The sequence below is a fragment of the Clostridium cibarium genome, from assembly GCF_014836335.1.
GTDB classification, from domain to species: Bacteria; Bacillota; Clostridia; order Clostridiales; family Clostridiaceae; genus Clostridium; species Clostridium cibarium.
This window is the reverse complement of the sequence record NZ_JACSRA010000047.1, coordinates 1-17,908: the sequence shown is the minus strand read 5'-3', so window position 1 is coordinate 17,908 and position 17,908 is coordinate 1. Positions and strand designations below refer to the sequence as shown.

Sequence of the window (17,908 nt, the reverse complement as noted above, 5' to 3'; positions counted from 1 at the left end):
TATTCCAAATCTACCATCAAACAATACAAAAAAAGAATGTAGTAGATTTGTTTTACACAAATCTATCTACATTCCCTTGGATGGTGTTATTTGTATATTCACTTGTAATACAATCTGATAAAGTTAAGGCAATAATTATAAACATGAGAACTTTTCCTAAAACCCTAAGGTATGCTAGAAAAAATTCATTACTATCCATAGATAAGTTTGACAATGGTTTAATATTATTATCTATTAAGTAATTATTAATTGCGATTTTGGCATCTTTAGTATCCGTATTATTTGATTGTTCTAAATTATGATTTTCATCTTTGAGATATTGTATCCAATTAAAGTTATCATCTTTTAGATTATCATAGTAATCTAAGCTTTTTTGTATTGTTTCTATCCTAGAATCAATATCATCTTTTTCAGCACCCTCAGTTAAGTTAGAACTTTGAGTTTTTAATCTATTTATAAAATCTAGTTCCTTATTGTACCGATTTTGTCCGGAGTCTAAATTGATGATAAATATAAATCCAAATGTTACGATAGCCATAATTAAGAACATAGAAAGAATTTTTTTCCTGTGATATAATTTACTAAGTTCATTTTTTATAATATTAATCATTTTTTACACCTCCAATTATATTTAAATATCTTTCTTCAAGAGTTTTTTCTTCTTTACTTATATTTGTAACATTTATTTTATTGTTAACTAGTTCATTTAAGATATCATTGAAATGTTCATCTTTGTATTCTAATATAATTCCTGCTTCAAATTTTTCTGTTTTTTCGATATAATCTAACTTTTGGAAAATAGCAAGGCAATTTGGTAAATCGTTAGTGAAAATTTTTAATGAACAATTTTCATCATGTTTGTTAATATACTCAATTGATTTGATTTCACCAGCATGAATAAAAGCAACTTTATCACATATTCTCTCCATCTCATCTAACTTGTGGGAAGATATAAATATAGTTACACCTTTTTCCTTTCTTAATTTTTTAATCATATTTCTAAATTCTATGACACCATTAGCGTCGAGACCATTAGTTGGTTCGTCTAAAATCCATAACTTTTTATTTCCCATAATGACTTGTGCAATTCCTAATCGTTGTTTCATACCAAGAGAATAAGTTTTAACTTTTTCATTTTCTTTACCTTTAAGACCAACTAAATCAATTGTGTCTGCAAGGTCACTTAGCGGAATATTATCAAGGCGGCATATTTGTTTTAAATTTTCTACTGCTGATAAATAAGGGTACATTTTAGGACTTTCTATTAATGCAGAAAGTTCTGATAATGCAGAAGTTCTTGCCTTAACAATGTCTTTATTGTTTATAAGCACAGTGCCTTTATCTGGATTTAATAATCCACAAATTATTTTCATTGTAGTACTTTTTCCAGCACCATTTGGTCCTAAAAAGCCAAAAATCTCACCTTCCTTAACATTTAGATTTATATTATTAAGAACCTCTGTTCCATTAAAGTATTTTGTTACGTTTGTAAGTGATAACATAGTGTATTTATCTCCTTCCTACAATTTATAGGTATAATTCTAGAGTATTATAGTCCTAAATACATAAAGAGTCAAAATTGTAAAATCCAACTAGTATTTAATGAAAAAGTTTATATCCTTATATGTTGAAAAGGTCCTTGATATTGGTTATTAGACAGTTGTGATACATTATGAATAATTCAATTATTAAAATTATCTTGCACCTCAGAAAGTCTTAAAACTTTCTTAATAATTTTATTCGGGTTTTCTTAAGAAATTAAGACTACAATTGGAATAAATTGGAGGGATAAAATATGAAAAGTAAATTAAAAAAAGTTTTAATAGCTATAAGTATATTTGTTATGATAGTTTCTATAACGTACAATGTGCTTTTAATATTAAAAGTCAACAAGAAGACATGGAACATTGCTTTTGAAAATGCAAATTCAAGGGATACTTATTTTTCAATACATAATGTAAAACAAGCTCAAAGTATAGGTAAAGGAAAAGGAATTAAAGTAGGCATTTTAGATCATTGTTTTGGATATGAACTGCATAAAGATTTGTACAGTGGCGGTGTTGATTTTCTAAATAGTCCTTATGCCTTAAACAAATCCAATGAACATGGCTATTGGATGGCTAGCACTTTAAAAGAAATTGCTCCAGAATGCGAAGTATATGCATTAAATACTGCAGCTAGCATGGATGAAGATAAAAGAGTTACAGCTATGATAGACGCAATAGATTGGGCAATAGAAAATCACATTGATATTTTAACCTATTCTCAAAGCCCTATATCAGATAAAAATCGTAAAAGATTTGATGATGCTGTAAATAAGGCTGTAGAAAATAATATTGTAACGACTTTTATTCATTATGATAATCCTAATAATATTTGGCCAGGACAAATGGTTGATCCTAAGTATATGGAAAAAGGACAGCGAGAACCAGATTTTAGTATTTTACAGTATGACTATAATACTTTGAGAATAGATACATATGATAAGTACCAAAAATTGAAAAGCAATATTAGGAGTGGTGATGATATTCCATATTACTCAGTTTCATCAACATCACCTGTTACAGCAGGCTTTATAGCTATATTGAAAAGCATAAACAATAAACTTACAACAGATGAGTATAGACAAATTTTGAAAAAAACAGTTTATAAAACTACCTTTACAGATCCATTTACATTAAAAAAAGCTGAATGTTCAAATGTTGTAGACATAGGGAAGGCTGCTACATTTATTAAAGAAAATTATTGAGATTTAAAATAAGAGATGCTGTTTAGTCTGTTAAGATTGATTCGGAAAGAAATAACATTTCTGTTATACTGGGATTAATAAGAGCAGGGGGGAAGCACATGTCAGAAGAGAAGTGTAAGGAAGAGTACACACGAAGAATTCATAAAGTGCAGGATTACATCGAGCATCATTTAGGACAGTCTCTGTCCATTGAGGAGCTTTCCAATGCCGCTGGGTTTTCAAAATATCATTTCAGTAGGATCTTTCATGGCATGTTACATGAGCCGTTAACCCATTATGTGAACCGGATTCGCATGGAGAATGCACTTTTTTTGCTGGCACACCGGGCAGATAAAAATATGACGGACATTGCCTATGAACTGGGCTATACGGATTCAGCGGTATTTTCACGAGCATTTAAGAATTACTATAGTATAAGCCCAAGAGAATATCGTAAGGAATATAGCAAGAATTGCAAAGATTCTTTTTTATTGTCAGAGTACAATAAGAACACAGCAAAGAAAGAATGGGCAGACCAATTGTTTCCGGTGACAGGGCAGATTACCATAGTAAACCTAGAGGAAAAGCAAGTGGCCTATGTGAGACATATAGGCACTTATGAGACATTATCAAAGGAGTATGCCAATTTGATGGAGACATTAATTGCTTATGGAAAGAAGCAGCACTTTTTTGTGGATAGTAAGAACTGGGTCCTTGCCATGTATCATGACAATCCTGAATTCGGAGAGGAAAATAAGTTTCGTACTAGTTTGTGTCTAACAGTGCCAGAGGACATTCGGATTCAGGAAGACGGAATCCTTGGAATGATGAAACTAGAAGGCGGCTTGTATGCGGTAGGACATTTTCATATTCAGCAGGAACAGTACAGTGATGCTTGGAATTACATGTACCAGGAGTGGATTACTAACAGTGGCTATGTTCCAAGAAACTCCTATCCATTTGAAGTGTATCGCAACAATCCGTATGATAATGAGGCTCATATCCATGAGGTGGACATATACCTTCCTATTGAGCCCATTGTTTCTAATATGCTGCAAATAATTCAGAGGTGAGCATATGGAAGAAATAAAGATTCAATTTTGGGTAAGGAGGGAATCAATCATATGAATGAAAATCAAAAGATATGTTTAGAAAAGACAATAAACAGTAGTTATAAGAATATTGCAGGTATTGTCGTGCTGAAAAATGGTAAAACAGTTTATGAAAATTACTTTAATGGATATACTGCTACTAACAAACTTCATGTTTTTTCAGTAACAAAAAGTATTATTTCTATATTGATTGGTATTGCTATAGACAAAGGCTATATCAAAAGTATAAACCAGAAAGTATTGGACTTTTTCCCTGATTATCCAGTTAAAAGAGGAGAAAAAACCATACAGAATGTTACGCTTAAGGATATGGTGACTATGACAGTTCCGTATAAATATAAGTCAGAACCATACACAGAATATTTTACAAGCCATAATTGGGTAAATAGTGCCCTTGATTTATTAGGAGGAAAGGGAAAGATAGGAGAATTTAGATACACTCCTCTCATAGGACCAGATATTTTGTCTGGTATTCTTGTAAAAACAACAGGACAATCCGTGCTTGATTTTGCAACAGAATACTTATTTTCACCATTGGAAATTGATGTTGAGGGAAATGTGATTTTTCGTAATAAGGAAGAACAACTTGCCTGGTATAAAGAGAAAAATGTCAGAGGTTGGGTTGCTGATCCACAAGGCGTAAATACAGCAGGATGGGGTCTTAGCTTGACGCCTATAGAAATGGCAAAAATAGGTCAATTGTACTTGGATGAAGGAATGTGGAAGGGTAAACAAATTATATCCAAAGAGTGGGTAGATGAGAGTACAAAGGAACATAGTCGATGGGACAAGCTGCCCTATGGCTATCTGTGGTGGGTTATTGATAATAAAGAACATATATATGCAGCTTTGGGGGATGGAGGAAATGTGATTTATGTAAGTGCAAAGAAAAGAATTGTAGTTTCAATTGCTTCTCTTTTTATGCCAAGTGCTAAGGATAGAATAAAACTTATTAAAGAGTATATTGAACCAATGTTTGACTAATAGATAAACATAATATAAAAACCTCATTTACAAGTGATACAGAGAAATGTATCATAAGTAAATGAGGTTTATTTTAAAAGAATAAGCTGATTATGGATAATAAAAAATGTTTTTAATTATTCTAAATAGGACATATAGGTGTCATATTAAGACCAGTATAATAACCTTATCAAATATATGGAGGTTATAAATATGAAGTGTGAAATTGTTAATTTAGAAGAAAAAATAGTGGTAGGGGTTAGTGCTATTACAAGTAATGATGATCCTAATATGGGAAAAACTATTGGAGGCCTTTGGGAAAAGTTATATCAAGGTGGCATTAATGAAACAATAAAAAATAAGGCAAATCAATATGCTATAGGACTTTATTCAGATTATGAAGATGATAAATATTTAGTTACAGTAGGAAATGAGGTGCGTAAGGCTGAAAATGAAGGACTTACAATAAAGAAAATTCCTGCAGGGAAATATGCTAAGTTTTCTATTGAAGGACATATGGAAAAAGCAGTTACAGAAGCTTGGAATGAAATTTGGCAAATGGACTTAGATAGAAGCTATAAAGCAGATTTTGAAGAATATTTAAATTCAGATTTTAATAATGCTAAGATTGATATTTATATTTCATTGAAGTAATTATTAATAGATACAATGTACTTAGAAGGGAGTTATGATTATATGCATGATGTGATAGTAAAGGGTATACTGTCTAGTAATAATGGAATGAATATTTATAGGGGATGTACTCATGGATGTATATATTGTGACTCCAGAAGTCTTTGTTATGGAATAGATCATGTTTTTGAAGACATAGAGATTAAGTTTAATGCAGTAGAGCTATTAGAGGATACACTTAGGAAAAAAAGAAAAAAGTGCATGATTGTAACAGGTGCAATGAGTGATCCATACATTCATCTAGAAGAAAAGCTTCAAAACACGAGAAGATGTTTAGAGATAATTGATAAGTATGGATTTGGATTATCAATACTAACTAAATCAAATAGAATATTAAGAGATTTGGACTTGCTAAAAAGTATAAATAATAAAGCAAAGTGTGTTGTACAGATGACATTAACAACTTATGATGAAGAATTATGCAAGATTATTGAGCCAAATGTTTCTACAACAAAAGAACGATTTGAAGTTTTAAAGATAATGAGGGATAATAAAATTCCTACAGTAGTTTGGCTAAGTCCTATTTTACCTTATATAAATGATACAGAAGAAAATATAAGAGGAATCTTAGATTATTGTATAGAAGCTAAGGTTAAAGGAATTATGGTATTTGGTATTGGGTTAACATTAAGAAATGGAAATAGGGAATATTATTATAAGAATTTAGATAAGCATTTTAAAGGTTTAAAAGAAAAATACATAACACAATATGGGGATAGTTATGAAGTGATAAGTAAGAATCATGAAAAATTGATGAGAATTATTAAAGAAACCTGTGATAAGAATGATATTATTTTTGGTGTAAGAGAAGTTTTTAATTATATTAGAGCTTTTGAAGAGAAAAATAATGAAGTTCAAATAGGTTTTGATATTTGAATGAACTTGGCCCAAAAAAAAGACTTACCGTACAATGGTAAGTCTTTGATTTATTTAATATGAAATATAGCACATAACCAAATTTTAAATTATGTTAAATCAACTTTGCAAATTGGAATTTGTCATTTGATTTTCTTTAGTGAAGATGAAATATCTTTATATATCAATGTTTGCATACTATCACCATATACAGTCACATCTACTTTCAACAAAGCTTCTCGGATACATTCAACTAAATCTGATTTGTATTTTGCAATGCTTGGTAATGCCTTAATACATTGTCTTGCTGTAATTGGCTTTTCATCTAAAATATGTTTTAAATAATCATCTATAATTTCGTCAATTTTGTTTTCCGTATCCCATTTAGCATTAACAGATATTAAAACAATGCCTCTGGCTCTTATATATGAATTGCTATTTTCAATCATTTCAGCAAACCTATCAAAAAACTTATAAACAGCATTAGATTTTTTACTTTCAATTTCTAATATCTGCAATGCTTGGTATGCAGCTTTATTATCTTTAGAATATAATCTTTCAATCAATTCTGAAACACTCTCCAAAATTTCACCTTCTTAAACAAATATTGAAATTTACAAATTACTATTTGTCTGTGTATCTTTCTATTACTCTGAATTATAATATTAAATTTATTATAACATAAATATCCAATAGTGCAGTATAAATCCATAAGACTAGCACATGACTTTAACACAAGAAGTTCAATTATATAAATGACAATAAATAGTGTATGAATTCACAAATATAGAAGCATAATATATAGGAAATTAATCAACAATTAGTAAAAGGTTATATAAGTTTTTAAAACAATATGAAAAATAAAAAGAAAAGAGGTGGAATTTGTTAGCAAGACTTATAAACAAATTTCTAAGGTGTTTTTTGAAAACTTGATTTATTATAAAGCTTTATAAGTTTTGTATAACGCATATGTATGAGTAAAATAGTTGGTGAAATCCTAACATTTCCATCAGGAAATGAAAATATAAAGTTACGTGTATTTGGTGATGAATTCTATGCTAGACGTGAGTCATTAGATGGTTATACTGCAATTTATGATAATAATTTAGAAAAATATTGTTATGCCAAATTAGATAATGGGAAATTGGTGTCTACTGGTGAAAAGATAAATGGACCAATTCCTAGTGGAATAACTCCTCATCTAAAAGAAGTTCCAGAAGTTATAAAGGAAAAATTCCAACAACAATATGAAAATAGCGGATATTCTAATATAGAAGATATTAATCTAAAAAAAAACACCGATGATGGTGTAAATAAAACAAAGGGAGATAATAAAGGGCTACTTACAGGTGATAGAAGTAGTGAAGGGAAAGTTCTAGGATTAACTATATTAGTAGAGTTTTCTGATGTTTCAACAACTGTTACTTCTCAAGATGTAGAGCAAATGCTAAATGGTGAAAACTATAATGAAAATGGTAATTATTGTTCAGTAAAAAAATATTTTAATATCATGTCAAATGAAAAATTAGAATATAGTAATCACGTTATAGGACCTATAAAATTACCTCATAACAGGGACTATTATATGAATGCTCCTTTTCCTTTTGTAGAAGAAGCTATGAATATTGTTGTAAATGACTTAAAGATTGATCTTTCTATATATGATTCCAAAAGGAGAGGTATAGTAGATGCAATAAACTTTCTTTATGCAGGACAAACAGTTTATCAAGGCAAGTTGTGGCCCCATAATTCATATTTTAGTAAAGACTATAATGGTATTAAAACTGGTTTCTATATGCTAAGTAGTTTAGGGAGAAATGTTAGTGATATTAGCATAGGAACCTTTTGTCATGAAACAGGGCATTTACTTTGCCGTTTTCCTGATTTATATGACTATGGAAATAGAGATGGGGATTACGTTGATAGTGAAGGGATAGGTGTGTATTGCTTAATGGGGTCTGGTAATCATTTAAACAAGGGTAGAACTCCTTCACCTATTTGTGCATATTTAAGAGATTTAGTTGGATGGTGTGATAAGGAAATAAATCTTAATAATAAGGGAAGTTATACTATTAAACATGGTGATTATAATACTGTCAATAAATATAATACCTCTAAAGAAAATGAATATTTTATTGTAGAAAATAGGGCATCATTTGATTTAGATAGTTACTTACCTTCAAGTGGTCTTGCTATTTACCATTGTGATATAAAAGGTTCTAATGAATGGCAAGAAGACAATTTAGCATATCACTATCAATGTGCATTGTTGCAATCTGATAGGAATTTAGATTTAGAAAGAAATGTAAATAATGGAGATAAAGGTGATTTATTTGGTCAGGGTAATGGAATAGTACTTTCAAATAGCACTATTCCATCAAGTAAAGAATGGGATGGTAGTGATTCAGGATTTATTATTTCAAATACTTCAGAACCAAATATAAATATAAAAATTGAAGTTTTATAATAACTGTTTAAGGAGGTATTAAAATGGGGCTTAGTAATGGATATGGAGTAGCAATTGGAACATTAAAGAACTACTATAGGGATCCTATTAATAACTATGGACAATACTATCATGCAAATGTAGAGTTACAAACGCCATTAGGAATATACAAATGTGCAATAGACGTAGATAGCAAGAGTTTACCTAATGGTGTTGAATGGAGGGTAGTAGAATTAGGTAATGCTGATTTAAAGGGTTTATTATCCTTTTCAAGTGGATGGTATCCTTTGGAATCAAACAGTTCATCAGGAGCTTTGGATTATATTCGAAGTAAAGAATTTCAGCCAAATGTGAAACCACAATGGAAGCAAGGTACTAGTAAAGATGCATTAATTGACTTAGAACCATTACTTATTAATACCAAAAGGATTTATATCTTTGGAGAACCATTTACAAATGGTCTTGGGGTACATAATATTCATCAAAATCAAGGAGATCCAGATGGAAGCACTTGGTGGAATGAAAATGGTATTTGGCAGGATGGAGGAACTATTATAGAACGTCAAGACCATAGTGTTGTAGCATTCCTTAATAAATTCATTACCCAATCTTATAGTACTGACAATAATGGTCATCAAATTGAAGCAATATCATACAAAGATCTTAAAGTAATTGATCCAATGGCTTTAATCTTAGGTCCTCATAGTAAGGCGTATTTGATTTGGTGCGAAATTCATCATCCCAATTTGCCTAAAGTAGCAGATGTTAAGCAACTAATGGAAAGTATGACTACTGAGGAGAGGGAATTGGCTTTATTAAATGCTAAGGCAATTAAGAGGCAAGGAAAGTTGTTTATGGAATATGGAGAAGTTGTTGAGAAAACTTTAAAGTAAGGTGTAAGTTTTGATATATAGTTAAATAAGTAAATGAAGTTTATAGATTTATTATAAGAATTATATTTTTGATGATTGATACAATTATAAGTAGTGGACTATATTGAATTCATAATTAATTGGACTACCATTCTATTTAACTATAGAATGGTTTTTTTCTAGATATTATAAATATATATCTATTAAGGCTTTAAAAAGGACATAAGCTAAAAAGTATAAATAATAAAGCAAAGTGTGTTGTAGAGATGACGTTAACAACTTATGATGAAGAATTATGCAAGATTATTGAGTCAAATGTTTCTACAGCAAAAGAATGATTTGAAGTTTTAAAGATAATGAGAGATAATAAAATTCATACAGTAGTTTGGTTAAGCCCAATTTTACCTTATATAAATGATACAGAAGAAAATATTATTATAAGAATTTAGATAAGCATTTTAAAGGTTTAAAAGAAAAATATAATTGATAAAGAGGTATAAATTATGATAAAACCAATTGTAAAAGATGTGTTATTTTTAGGACAAAAATCAGAACAAGCAACTAAAAATGATGTAGCAGTAATTGATGATTTAATAGATACATTAAAAGCAAACTTAGAGCATTGTGTTGGACTAGCTGGAAACATGATTGGAGTAAAAAAGCGTATATTGGTATTTACTGTGGGCAACCTTATTGTACCTATGATAAATCCAGTTATTTTAAAGAGAGAAAAACCTTATGAAACAGAAGAGAGTTGTTTATCTTTAATTGGATTTAGAAAAACAAAGAGATATGAAATGATAGAGGTGGAGTACCTTGATAGAAATTTTAAGAAGCAAAAGCAAGTGTTTACTGGTTTTACAGCACAAATAATTCAACATGAAATGGATCATTTTGAAGGTATAATAATTTAATTGAATAATTAAAATAAAAAGAGGTGGTTATTATGGGTAACCACCAAATTGTTGATGGTGAAACTAACATCCTTAGTGATTGTAATTAAATAACGTAAAGACCTCACTTGCAAGTGATACGGTGAAACGTATCATAAGTAAGTGAGGTTAAAGTTAGTTTTTAGTGAAAATAGCAGTATTATAAGTAAGTTCAAAATTTAATAATCTAAAAAGAATTTTTCTACACTACTATTTATAGGAACCTCTGAAAATATAATGTGAGTAGAGGTTGTAGAATCTAATGTAGAAATGAAATCTATAAATTTTTCAATTTCATTTATAGATTTAACGCATAGTTTAACTAATAAACAAGAATGTCCTGCTACCCTATAACAAAAGGATACGCGAGGATGAGTATAGATGATTTTTTTGAACTCTTCAAAATTACTATTTTTTATATCAATTTGAATTATACATTGAATTGACAAGCCTAAAGCTTCTTTATTTATTTTTATTGTATATCCTTCGATTACATTAGTATCTTCAAGTTTTCGTATTCTTTCTGCTACAGATGGTGGAGATAAATTTACTCTTTTTGATAATTCACGAATGGATAAACGACTATCTAATTGAAGTTCTCTTAAAATTTTAATATCTGTATTATCAAATTTCATATGATATGAATTTCCTTTCTTTTTATTTAAGTTGAAAAGTATTTTTATATAAGTAGTAACATATGATAAGGAAAAATAATCCTTTATTTATTATAATATAACTAAGTTAGAAGCTTCAACTTTCAGATATAATTATGAAAGGGATAATGAAAAGTGATAGATATAAAAGATTATGTAACTCTAAATAATGGAGTTAAAATGCCTTTACTTGGATTTGGAACATATAATGCTAATGATTCTAATCAACTTAGTATGGCAATAAAAGAATGTATAAAGGTTGGATATCGTCATATAGATACAGCTTCTTTTTATGGAAATGAGAAAGTAGTTGGTTGTGCGATAAATGAAAGTGGGATATCTAGGGAGGAAATATTTTTAGTTAATAAGGTATGGAATCAGGACCAGGGTTATGAAAAAACTCTTCAAGCATTTAAAAAATCTCTTAAAAAATTAAATACTGATTATCTAGATTTATATTTGATTCATTGGCCGCAATTATTAAATCAAGAAACGTGGAAAGCTCTTGAAAAATTAAATAAAGAAGGATATGTAAGAGCAATAGGTGTAAGTAATTTTACAATTAATCATTTAAAAAATTTAATGAAAAATGCTGAAATTTTGCCTGTGGTAAATCAAATAGAATTTCATCCAAGACTTGTTCAATATGATTTAATGAAATTTTGTGAGAAATATAAGATTCAAATTGAGGCTTGGTCACCATTAATGAGAGGATTAGTTTTTCAGATTCCATTTCTGCAAGAACTCTCACAAAAATATGGGAAAACAATTTCTCAAATAGTATTAAGGTGGAATTTACAGATGGGAATTGTTACTATTCCTAAATCGATGACATTATCAAGAATAAAAGAAAATACAGATATATTTAACTTTAAAATAAGTGAAGAGGATATGAAAAAAATTAAAAATTTAAATGATGGACATAGAATAGGAATGAATCCTGACATAGTTTATGAAAATCCTAATAAAATAAAAACATAATTTTATTATCAATGTTACATAAAGCTCTTATAATCATAAAATTGGATTATGAGAGCTTGTTTTTTATTTCATAAACACAAATATTAAATTATACAAAAAGTGCTTAGTTATGTATAGAGATAGAATTATTGATGGACTTTATGGGAAATAGTAAGGTTTTTATAATATAATTACAAAAATTCAAATAAAGGTGCTAAAATGGTAGTAAGATAAATATTAAGAAGAAAGATGTAGCTTTTGAAAAGTTAAAAAATTTTATTATAGCTGTTTCACAGATAGTATTTAAGAATCAATCAAAAGAAGATATTCGTAGAATTATGAATTTAAATAGTTTGCCAGATTGGATGTAAATAATTTGGTTATTAAGTATATACACAAGTTCCTATTTGTAAAGAAGGTGAAATCATGAAGAGATTTTTGCGTATGCATCCAAAGAATCGTTTATCCTCTGTGCAATTATAAAATTAATATTGTAACAGAGGAGTGTATAATAAATGAATAGATTAAATAAACCAGTTATTACAGAAGAAATAATCAAGGCAATGGAGGATATGTCGTTTTTTATCCATGCTAAGATTTTTGACGACTTGCTAATTGTTGCACAAAAACAAACAAATTGTTTTGTACTAAAGACAAGTGATGGCTTGATAGTAATAGATGCTATTTGGCCAGCAAAAAAGGCTTTTGAGGCGATAGTAGATGCCATTAAAGATGTAGGGTGGAATCCTGATACAATAAAAAAACTAGTTTTGACACATGGACATGCTGATCATACAGGATGTGGGAGATGGTTTGCTCTGAAATATCATGTTGATACATATCTTTCTAAGGTAGATGATATTTTTTGGAAGGAACATCCAATAAAACCTGATAGACCAGAAACATGGAAGGATTACAAAATTGATGTTTATATTGAGGATGGTGACACCATAACATTAGGTGATAAAACAATATATGTTTATAGTACTCCTGGTCATACACCGGGAGGATTAAGTTATATATTTCCTGTAAAAGAAGGTGAAGAAATACATATGGCAGCATTATGGGGAGGTACCACACCACCATGGACAAAGAATGGGGTGGAGGAGTATCTTAGGTCATTGGACTACTTTATAAGTGAAGCAATGAATAAAAAAGTAGATGTGGCTTTAAGCAATCATACAGCTGTAGATAATGGGTTGGAACGTATTATGTATTCAAAAGCAAGAATGGACTACATGCCTAATATTTATATTATTGGACAAGCTGGATTTCAAAATTATTGTCAGGTATTTCGTAGATTAAGTCATGATAGGCTAATGGAAGTGGTAAAACTATAATCTAATGACCAATAGTAAACCATTATGTAACAAGAATTATTTAGAGTATTTTTTTAAAGAAAGTGAGAGGATTACTTAATGAAAAAGATAAAGATAGATGAACAGGCACAATTTTTACTAAATGAGTTTAAAGAAATGTATGAGCCAAAAAACAGAACTATTGATGAAATTATATTGAAGGGACAAAATGAATTGAGCAAAGGTAAAATACCTCAAGTTGTTTTGCAACATGTAGTTAGTGCAATTTACCGGGTAGTTCTTATTGAAAAAGTTACAGTTGGAGATAGAGCTGGTGAAACATTAAAAAAGATTGATAAACTTTCAAGGTCAAATGGTTATTTGCCTTTTGGAACTATAATTTTCCCAGTAATTAAATAACTCAATTTTGGCAGAAAAAATCATTTGAAAATAAATTAATTGGTCATGATGGGAGGGAATATTTATCATATTATTTTAAAAAGAGATAAATTGTAATTGATGGAGATATTTTATTTAAGGGAGGCAAGAAAATGAAAATACAAACTGAACGATTAGAGCTTATCCCATTAACTCTTAATCAATTAAAACTATGGATTGAAGATATTCCTAGGCTTGAAAAAGAATTAGACTGTTCTTATAAGGCAGAAATAATGGAAGGGTTTTTCCTTGAAATAGTAAAGGGACAGTATGAAATAACCCTAAAAGATCCCCAAAATTATTTGTGGCATAGCTTTTTTTTCTTAATTCGCAAGGAGGATAGGGTTGTAGTAGGTTCAGCGGATTTTAAAGATATTCCTAATGAAAATGGTGAAGCTGAGATTGGATATGGTTTAGGAAAAGAGTTTGAGCACAAGGGTTATATGACAGAAGCTGCAAAAGCAATGTGTGATTGGGCATTAAAACAAAATGGCGTTAAAAGTGTAATTGCTGAAACTGATTTGGAAGGTTTTGCATCTCAAAGGATTTTAGAACGTTGTGGTTTTAAAATGGATAAACGTGAAGAAACTCTTTGGTGGAGATTATCAGAATAATAGATAGAGTACAAATTGAAATTTGTAGGTTATTTAATGAAGTGGGTATATTTACTTATGATGAATTAAAAAATATTGGGGAAGAACAAGGATGGCTGAAAACACAAGAAATAAAATAGAAGAGGAGAATTTACATGAAAAGACAAAATGAAGCATTTACTGAAGAAAAAATAAAAACAGTGCTTAAATCTAACAGTGAAGAAGCAAAATCAACAATTGAAGATGAGGATAAATTTGAGAGACTTGTTCAGAGACTTGAAAACAAATTAAAGTTAGTGCCGTGTATTGGAAAATATGCAAGTGATATAGCTTGTATGGTTTCTTTAGTTAGAAGGTACATAAATAAGGAATATACCGACATACCCATAGGCACTATAATCAGTATAGTTTCAACATTCATTTATATAATATCACCTATTGATTTAATTCCAGATTATATACCTGTGGTTGGCTACATTGATGATATAGCTATATTAAGTTGGGTATTAAAATCAATTAATTCTGATGTTGAAGAATACAAGAAGTGGAGAACTGACAATAACAAGCAAATTATAGATGAAATTTAATATATGCTTTTACATGTTTACAAATTCCAATTTGAAAAGGAGAATAAATATGGATAGTGTATACGTAAGTTGTCCAGAATTTGAAAATGAGAGATTCAATTTAAGATTCATATCTATAAATGATTGTGATGACTTGTTAAAGGTGTACTCTGATAAAAAAGCAGTTCCTTTCTTTAATAGCGACAATTGTAATGGAGATAATTTTTATTATAATACTCATGAAAGAATGGAACAGGCTATTGACTATTGGAAATTTGAGTATAATAGAAAAGGCTTTGTAAGATGGTCTATTGTAGATAAAAGAGAGAGTATTGTAATTGGAACAATAGAATTATTTCATAGGGATTCCAAAGATTATTTTAATGATTGTGGGCTTCTTCGTTTAGATTTAAGAAGTGATTATGAAACGAAAACTTATATAATAGATATCCTAAAATTGATCATTGATGAAATTTATCAATTGTTTAAATGTAATATAATAGCAACAAAGGCACCTTCTTTTGCAAACGAAAGAATAAAGGTTTTAGAGGAATTAGGTTTTTTATCTACTGAAAATAAATTAATTGGCCATGATGGTAGAGAATATTCATCGTATTATTTTAAAAAGAGATAAATTCAAAATTTAATGTTGAGGATTATAAATAGCAATTTGTGGCTGTTGCATCACCATAAGTTGTTATGAAGTAATGCTTTTGAAAAGTCCTACATTCAATAATTAACTTATGGTTAATTTTATTCCTTTATGTTTAATAAACGTTCAATTGTATAAGTTGGTTAAACTAGATAAAATATACTTAAAGAAACGTTTCTTAGTACATATTTGGAGATGATAAAATGCCCATTAATATAATTATTCAAGAAAAAAGGAAAGAAATTGGATTAACTCAAGAGCAAATTGGAGCATATCTTGGCGTATCCACTCCTGCCGTCAACAAGTGGGAAAAAGGGTATACTTACCCTGATATTTCTTTGTTGCCTGCACTTGCACGGTTACTCAAAATTGATTTGAATACTTTACTTTGTTTTAATGAAGGGTTAACAGAACAAGAAATAGACCACTTTAACAATGAAGTAGGAGCTACAATTAGTACAAAGGGTTTTGAGGCAGGCTTTATTATGAGTATGGAAAAAATACGGGAATATCCAAACTGTGATAAGCTTATACATTCAATTGCATTACTTTTGGATGGTGCTCTTATAATGTATGGAGCAAGTATTGATGATAAAGAGCCTTATGAAAAACAAATTACAGCTTTATATGAGCGGGTGGCTAAAAGTGATAATGATCAAGTTAGGGATAACGCAATTTACATGTTAGCATCCAAATATCTTGCTCGTACTGAATGCGAGAAGGCACAGGAAATGTTAGAATTATTGCCAGAAAGAACTGCTTTAGACAAGACAGAGCTTGAAGCTAGACTTTTCATCAAGCAGGATAAACTTGATGAAGCTGCTAGGCTACTAGAACGTAAATTACTTAATGTAGTAAGTGAAGTGCAGATGATTTTGATGAATCTGGCTGAAATCGAGATTAAAGAAGGAGAAAGTCAAAAAGCTTCACATTTGGCGGAACTTTCTCAGAAGGTCATGAAGTTGTTTGAACTTGGGGATATGCAAGCTCTTGCCATACCACTTCACGTTGCTATCTTACAAAAAAATGTTGAGGACAGTATTTCATTTTTGAAATCTTACTTTTTGGCAACTTTTACACCGTGGGATATTAGTAAATCTTCTCTGTGTCAACATATTGCGGTGAAAGTTAAAACATCAAAAGCTGTAAAAGAAGAGGTAGTAAAAGAAAAGCAGGAGAACTTAGGAAAGCAAGTGAGACTAGCCTTGCTTTCTGAGTTTGAAAATAATCCTAAATATATGTTTCTCCATTCCAATGCAGAATTTAAGCAGTTGATTGAAGATTTATACTCTAAATGCTGAGAGCTAAGTTTCTAATTTGTCGTTGGAATATAATTAAGAATAATCTAATTTTAAAAATTCTAAGATATAAATTTATTAAATATAGTGAAGTAGGAACTTCAATTATAATTTATCCATGATAGATGAGTAAGACATCGTAATTTAGTAAAGGAGATGAGAATTGTGGAATACCCAATTCCTAAGCATATTCGACAGTTGTTTCAATTAGTTGGTACTAATAATAATGAATATCAAGCAAAAGGTAGTATAAAATGTTCTTGTAGTAATGAAACATTTAATGTCTATCAAAGCAATAACAAAATGATTGTTAAACTAATTTGTGGGAAATGTAATAAAGAAATTATTATTTTTGATAAAGGTCAGCATGGCTGGAATGGTTTTGTATGTAAAGATGATTTTTTAAATAGGTTGCAACCATTTGAAAAAGTTATTTGTGAAAAATGTGAAGAAGATACATTTCAAGTATTAGTAGCGATATCTTCACAAGGAAAGCAAGATTTTATTGATGAATGTGTTAGCAATGATGATTCCTTTTCAGAGGACGATTGGGCTGATGGATTTCAATGGATAAGCATTTCATTAAGATGTCCAGAATGTAATTGCACTGAAGAATGGATGGAATGCGAGACGATGTAGTATGTAGAATTACAGATAAAATCTAATCTATAATTGATGCAAGTGCTATAAGGCAAACTAAAATTTCATTATATTGGTAAAACTGCAAAGTTAGTTTATAATATAGAGGGACAATAGTAAGATATTGTCCCTCTATATTATGTGTGCCCAGCATGGGCACGTACTAGTCGGTGAAAGTCCGATATGGGGGTTGATAGTGCCAACCATTAG

General features: G+C 29.7%; 20 protein-coding genes and 2 pseudogenes. 18 read left to right on the top strand and 4 right to left on the bottom strand.

Annotated elements, in window-relative coordinates; genetic code table 11:
- Positions 1 to 52 precede the first annotated feature (52 nt).
- Together H9661_RS18695 and H9661_RS18690 are read right to left on the bottom strand one after the other, a co-directional pair.
- The gene (locus H9661_RS18695) at positions 53 to 610 is read right to left on the bottom strand and encodes a hypothetical protein (protein WP_191770301.1); all 558 of its coding nucleotides are present in this window, start codon (positions 608 to 610) and stop codon (positions 53 to 55) included.
- Positions 603 to 1,502 (bottom strand): ABC transporter ATP-binding protein, encoded by a 900-nt coding sequence (locus H9661_RS18690; protein WP_191770298.1) that lies wholly within the window; start codon positions 1,500 to 1,502, stop codon positions 603 to 605. The genes H9661_RS18695 and H9661_RS18690 overlap by 8 nt, the downstream gene beginning before the upstream one ends.
- Positions 1,503 to 1,795: 293 nt before the next feature.
- Here H9661_RS18690 and H9661_RS18685 point away from each other — a divergent pair, with 293 nt between their 5' ends.
- The 5 genes from H9661_RS18685 (at position 1,796) to H9661_RS18665 (ending at position 6,372) form a co-directional block, all read left to right on the top strand.
- Positions 1,796 to 2,749, top strand: a complete 954-nt coding sequence (locus tag H9661_RS18685) for a S8 family serine peptidase (protein ID WP_143316486.1) — start codon at positions 1,796 to 1,798, stop codon at positions 2,747 to 2,749.
- Between the two features lie 98 nt (positions 2,750 to 2,847).
- The gene (locus H9661_RS18680) at positions 2,848 to 3,801 is read left to right on the top strand and encodes an AraC family transcriptional regulator (protein ID WP_191770296.1); all 954 of its coding nucleotides are present in this window, start codon (positions 2,848 to 2,850) and stop codon (positions 3,799 to 3,801) included.
- A 51-nt stretch (positions 3,802 to 3,852) separates the two neighbouring features.
- Positions 3,853 to 4,824: a serine hydrolase domain-containing protein gene (locus H9661_RS18675; protein ID WP_191770294.1), complete on the top strand. Its 972-nt coding sequence runs from the start codon at positions 3,853 to 3,855 to the stop codon at positions 4,822 to 4,824.
- Between the two features lie 192 nt (positions 4,825 to 5,016).
- Positions 5,017 to 5,457 carry a GyrI-like domain-containing protein gene (locus tag H9661_RS18670; RefSeq protein WP_143316479.1) on the top strand — a complete coding sequence of 147 codons (441 nt, stop codon included), beginning with the start codon at positions 5,017 to 5,019 and terminating at the stop codon, positions 5,455 to 5,457.
- A 42-nt stretch (positions 5,458 to 5,499) separates the two neighbouring features.
- The gene (locus H9661_RS18665) at positions 5,500 to 6,372 is read left to right on the top strand and encodes an SPL family radical SAM protein (protein WP_143316478.1); all 873 of its coding nucleotides are present in this window, start codon (positions 5,500 to 5,502) and stop codon (positions 6,370 to 6,372) included.
- A 122-nt stretch (positions 6,373 to 6,494) separates the two neighbouring features.
- Here H9661_RS18665 and H9661_RS18660 read toward each other — a convergent pair whose 3' ends face one another.
- Positions 6,495 to 6,935: a SufBD protein gene (locus H9661_RS18660; protein WP_143316477.1), complete on the bottom strand. Its 441-nt coding sequence runs from the start codon at positions 6,933 to 6,935 to the stop codon at positions 6,495 to 6,497.
- Positions 6,936 to 7,324: 389 nt separating this feature from the next.
- Here H9661_RS18660 and H9661_RS18655 point away from each other — a divergent pair, with 389 nt between their 5' ends.
- The 4 genes and pseudogenes from H9661_RS18655 to H9661_RS18645 all read left to right on the top strand — a co-directional run bounded on the left by H9661_RS18655 (position 7,325) and on the right by H9661_RS18645 (position 10,583).
- A complete protein-coding gene (locus H9661_RS18655) occupies positions 7,325 to 8,818 on the top strand; it encodes a M6 family metalloprotease domain-containing protein (RefSeq protein WP_191770292.1) in 1,494 nt (497 codons plus the stop codon).
- A gap of 23 nt (positions 8,819 to 8,841) precedes the next feature.
- The gene (locus H9661_RS18650; RefSeq protein ID WP_143316475.1) at positions 8,842 to 9,690 is read left to right on the top strand and encodes a YukJ family protein; all 849 of its coding nucleotides are present in this window, start codon (positions 8,842 to 8,844) and stop codon (positions 9,688 to 9,690) included.
- 206 nt (positions 9,691 to 9,896) lie between these two features.
- Positions 9,897 to 10,150, top strand: a pseudogene (locus H9661_RS19785) (radical SAM protein); the annotation flags it as partial.
- Between the two features lie 22 nt (positions 10,151 to 10,172).
- Positions 10,173 to 10,583, top strand: a complete 411-nt coding sequence (locus H9661_RS18645) for a peptide deformylase (protein WP_143316474.1) — start codon at positions 10,173 to 10,175, stop codon at positions 10,581 to 10,583.
- A 197-nt stretch (positions 10,584 to 10,780) separates the two neighbouring features.
- Here the strand turns inward: H9661_RS18645 and H9661_RS18640 are convergent, their stop codons facing one another.
- Positions 10,781 to 11,236, bottom strand: coding sequence for an Lrp/AsnC family transcriptional regulator (locus tag H9661_RS18640; RefSeq protein WP_191770290.1), 456 nt, complete (start codon positions 11,234 to 11,236; stop codon positions 10,781 to 10,783).
- 153 nt (positions 11,237 to 11,389) lie between these two features.
- On the opposite strand from H9661_RS18640, the gene H9661_RS18635 reads away from it, so the two are divergent.
- The 9 genes and pseudogenes from H9661_RS18635 to H9661_RS18600 all read left to right on the top strand — a co-directional run bounded on the left by H9661_RS18635 (position 11,390) and on the right by H9661_RS18600 (position 17,698).
- A complete protein-coding gene (locus H9661_RS18635; protein ID WP_143316472.1) occupies positions 11,390 to 12,235 on the top strand; it encodes an aldo/keto reductase in 846 nt (281 codons plus the stop codon).
- Positions 12,236 to 12,729: 494 nt separating this feature from the next.
- On the top strand, positions 12,730 to 13,554 hold the full coding sequence (locus H9661_RS18630; RefSeq protein WP_143316471.1) for an MBL fold metallo-hydrolase: 825 nt from the start codon (positions 12,730 to 12,732) through the stop codon (positions 13,552 to 13,554).
- Positions 13,555 to 13,632: 78 nt separating this feature from the next.
- Complete coding sequence (locus H9661_RS18625) at positions 13,633 to 13,932, top strand: hypothetical protein (protein ID WP_143316470.1); 300 nt, start codon at positions 13,633 to 13,635, stop codon at positions 13,930 to 13,932.
- Positions 13,933 to 14,063: 131 nt separating this feature from the next.
- A complete protein-coding gene (locus H9661_RS18620) occupies positions 14,064 to 14,564 on the top strand; it encodes a GNAT family N-acetyltransferase (RefSeq protein ID WP_143316469.1) in 501 nt (166 codons plus the stop codon).
- Positions 14,546 to 14,677 (top strand): annotated as a pseudogene (locus tag H9661_RS20155) (TfoX/Sxy family DNA transformation protein); the annotation flags it as partial. The gene H9661_RS18620 and the pseudogene H9661_RS20155, both read left to right, overlap by 19 nt.
- A gap of 21 nt (positions 14,678 to 14,698) precedes the next feature.
- A complete protein-coding gene (locus H9661_RS18615; protein WP_143316468.1) occupies positions 14,699 to 15,130 on the top strand; it encodes a YkvA family protein in 432 nt (143 codons plus the stop codon).
- Between the two features lie 49 nt (positions 15,131 to 15,179).
- Positions 15,180 to 15,743 carry a GNAT family N-acetyltransferase gene (locus H9661_RS18610; protein ID WP_191770288.1) on the top strand — a complete coding sequence of 188 codons (564 nt, stop codon included), beginning with the start codon at positions 15,180 to 15,182 and terminating at the stop codon, positions 15,741 to 15,743.
- 221 nt (positions 15,744 to 15,964) lie between these two features.
- The gene (locus tag H9661_RS18605) at positions 15,965 to 17,062 is read left to right on the top strand and encodes a helix-turn-helix domain-containing protein (RefSeq protein WP_191770286.1); all 1,098 of its coding nucleotides are present in this window, start codon (positions 15,965 to 15,967) and stop codon (positions 17,060 to 17,062) included.
- 162 nt (positions 17,063 to 17,224) lie between these two features.
- Positions 17,225 to 17,698: a hypothetical protein gene (locus H9661_RS18600; RefSeq protein WP_191770284.1), complete on the top strand. Its 474-nt coding sequence runs from the start codon at positions 17,225 to 17,227 to the stop codon at positions 17,696 to 17,698.
- The last annotated feature ends 210 nt before the right edge of the window (positions 17,699 to 17,908 follow it).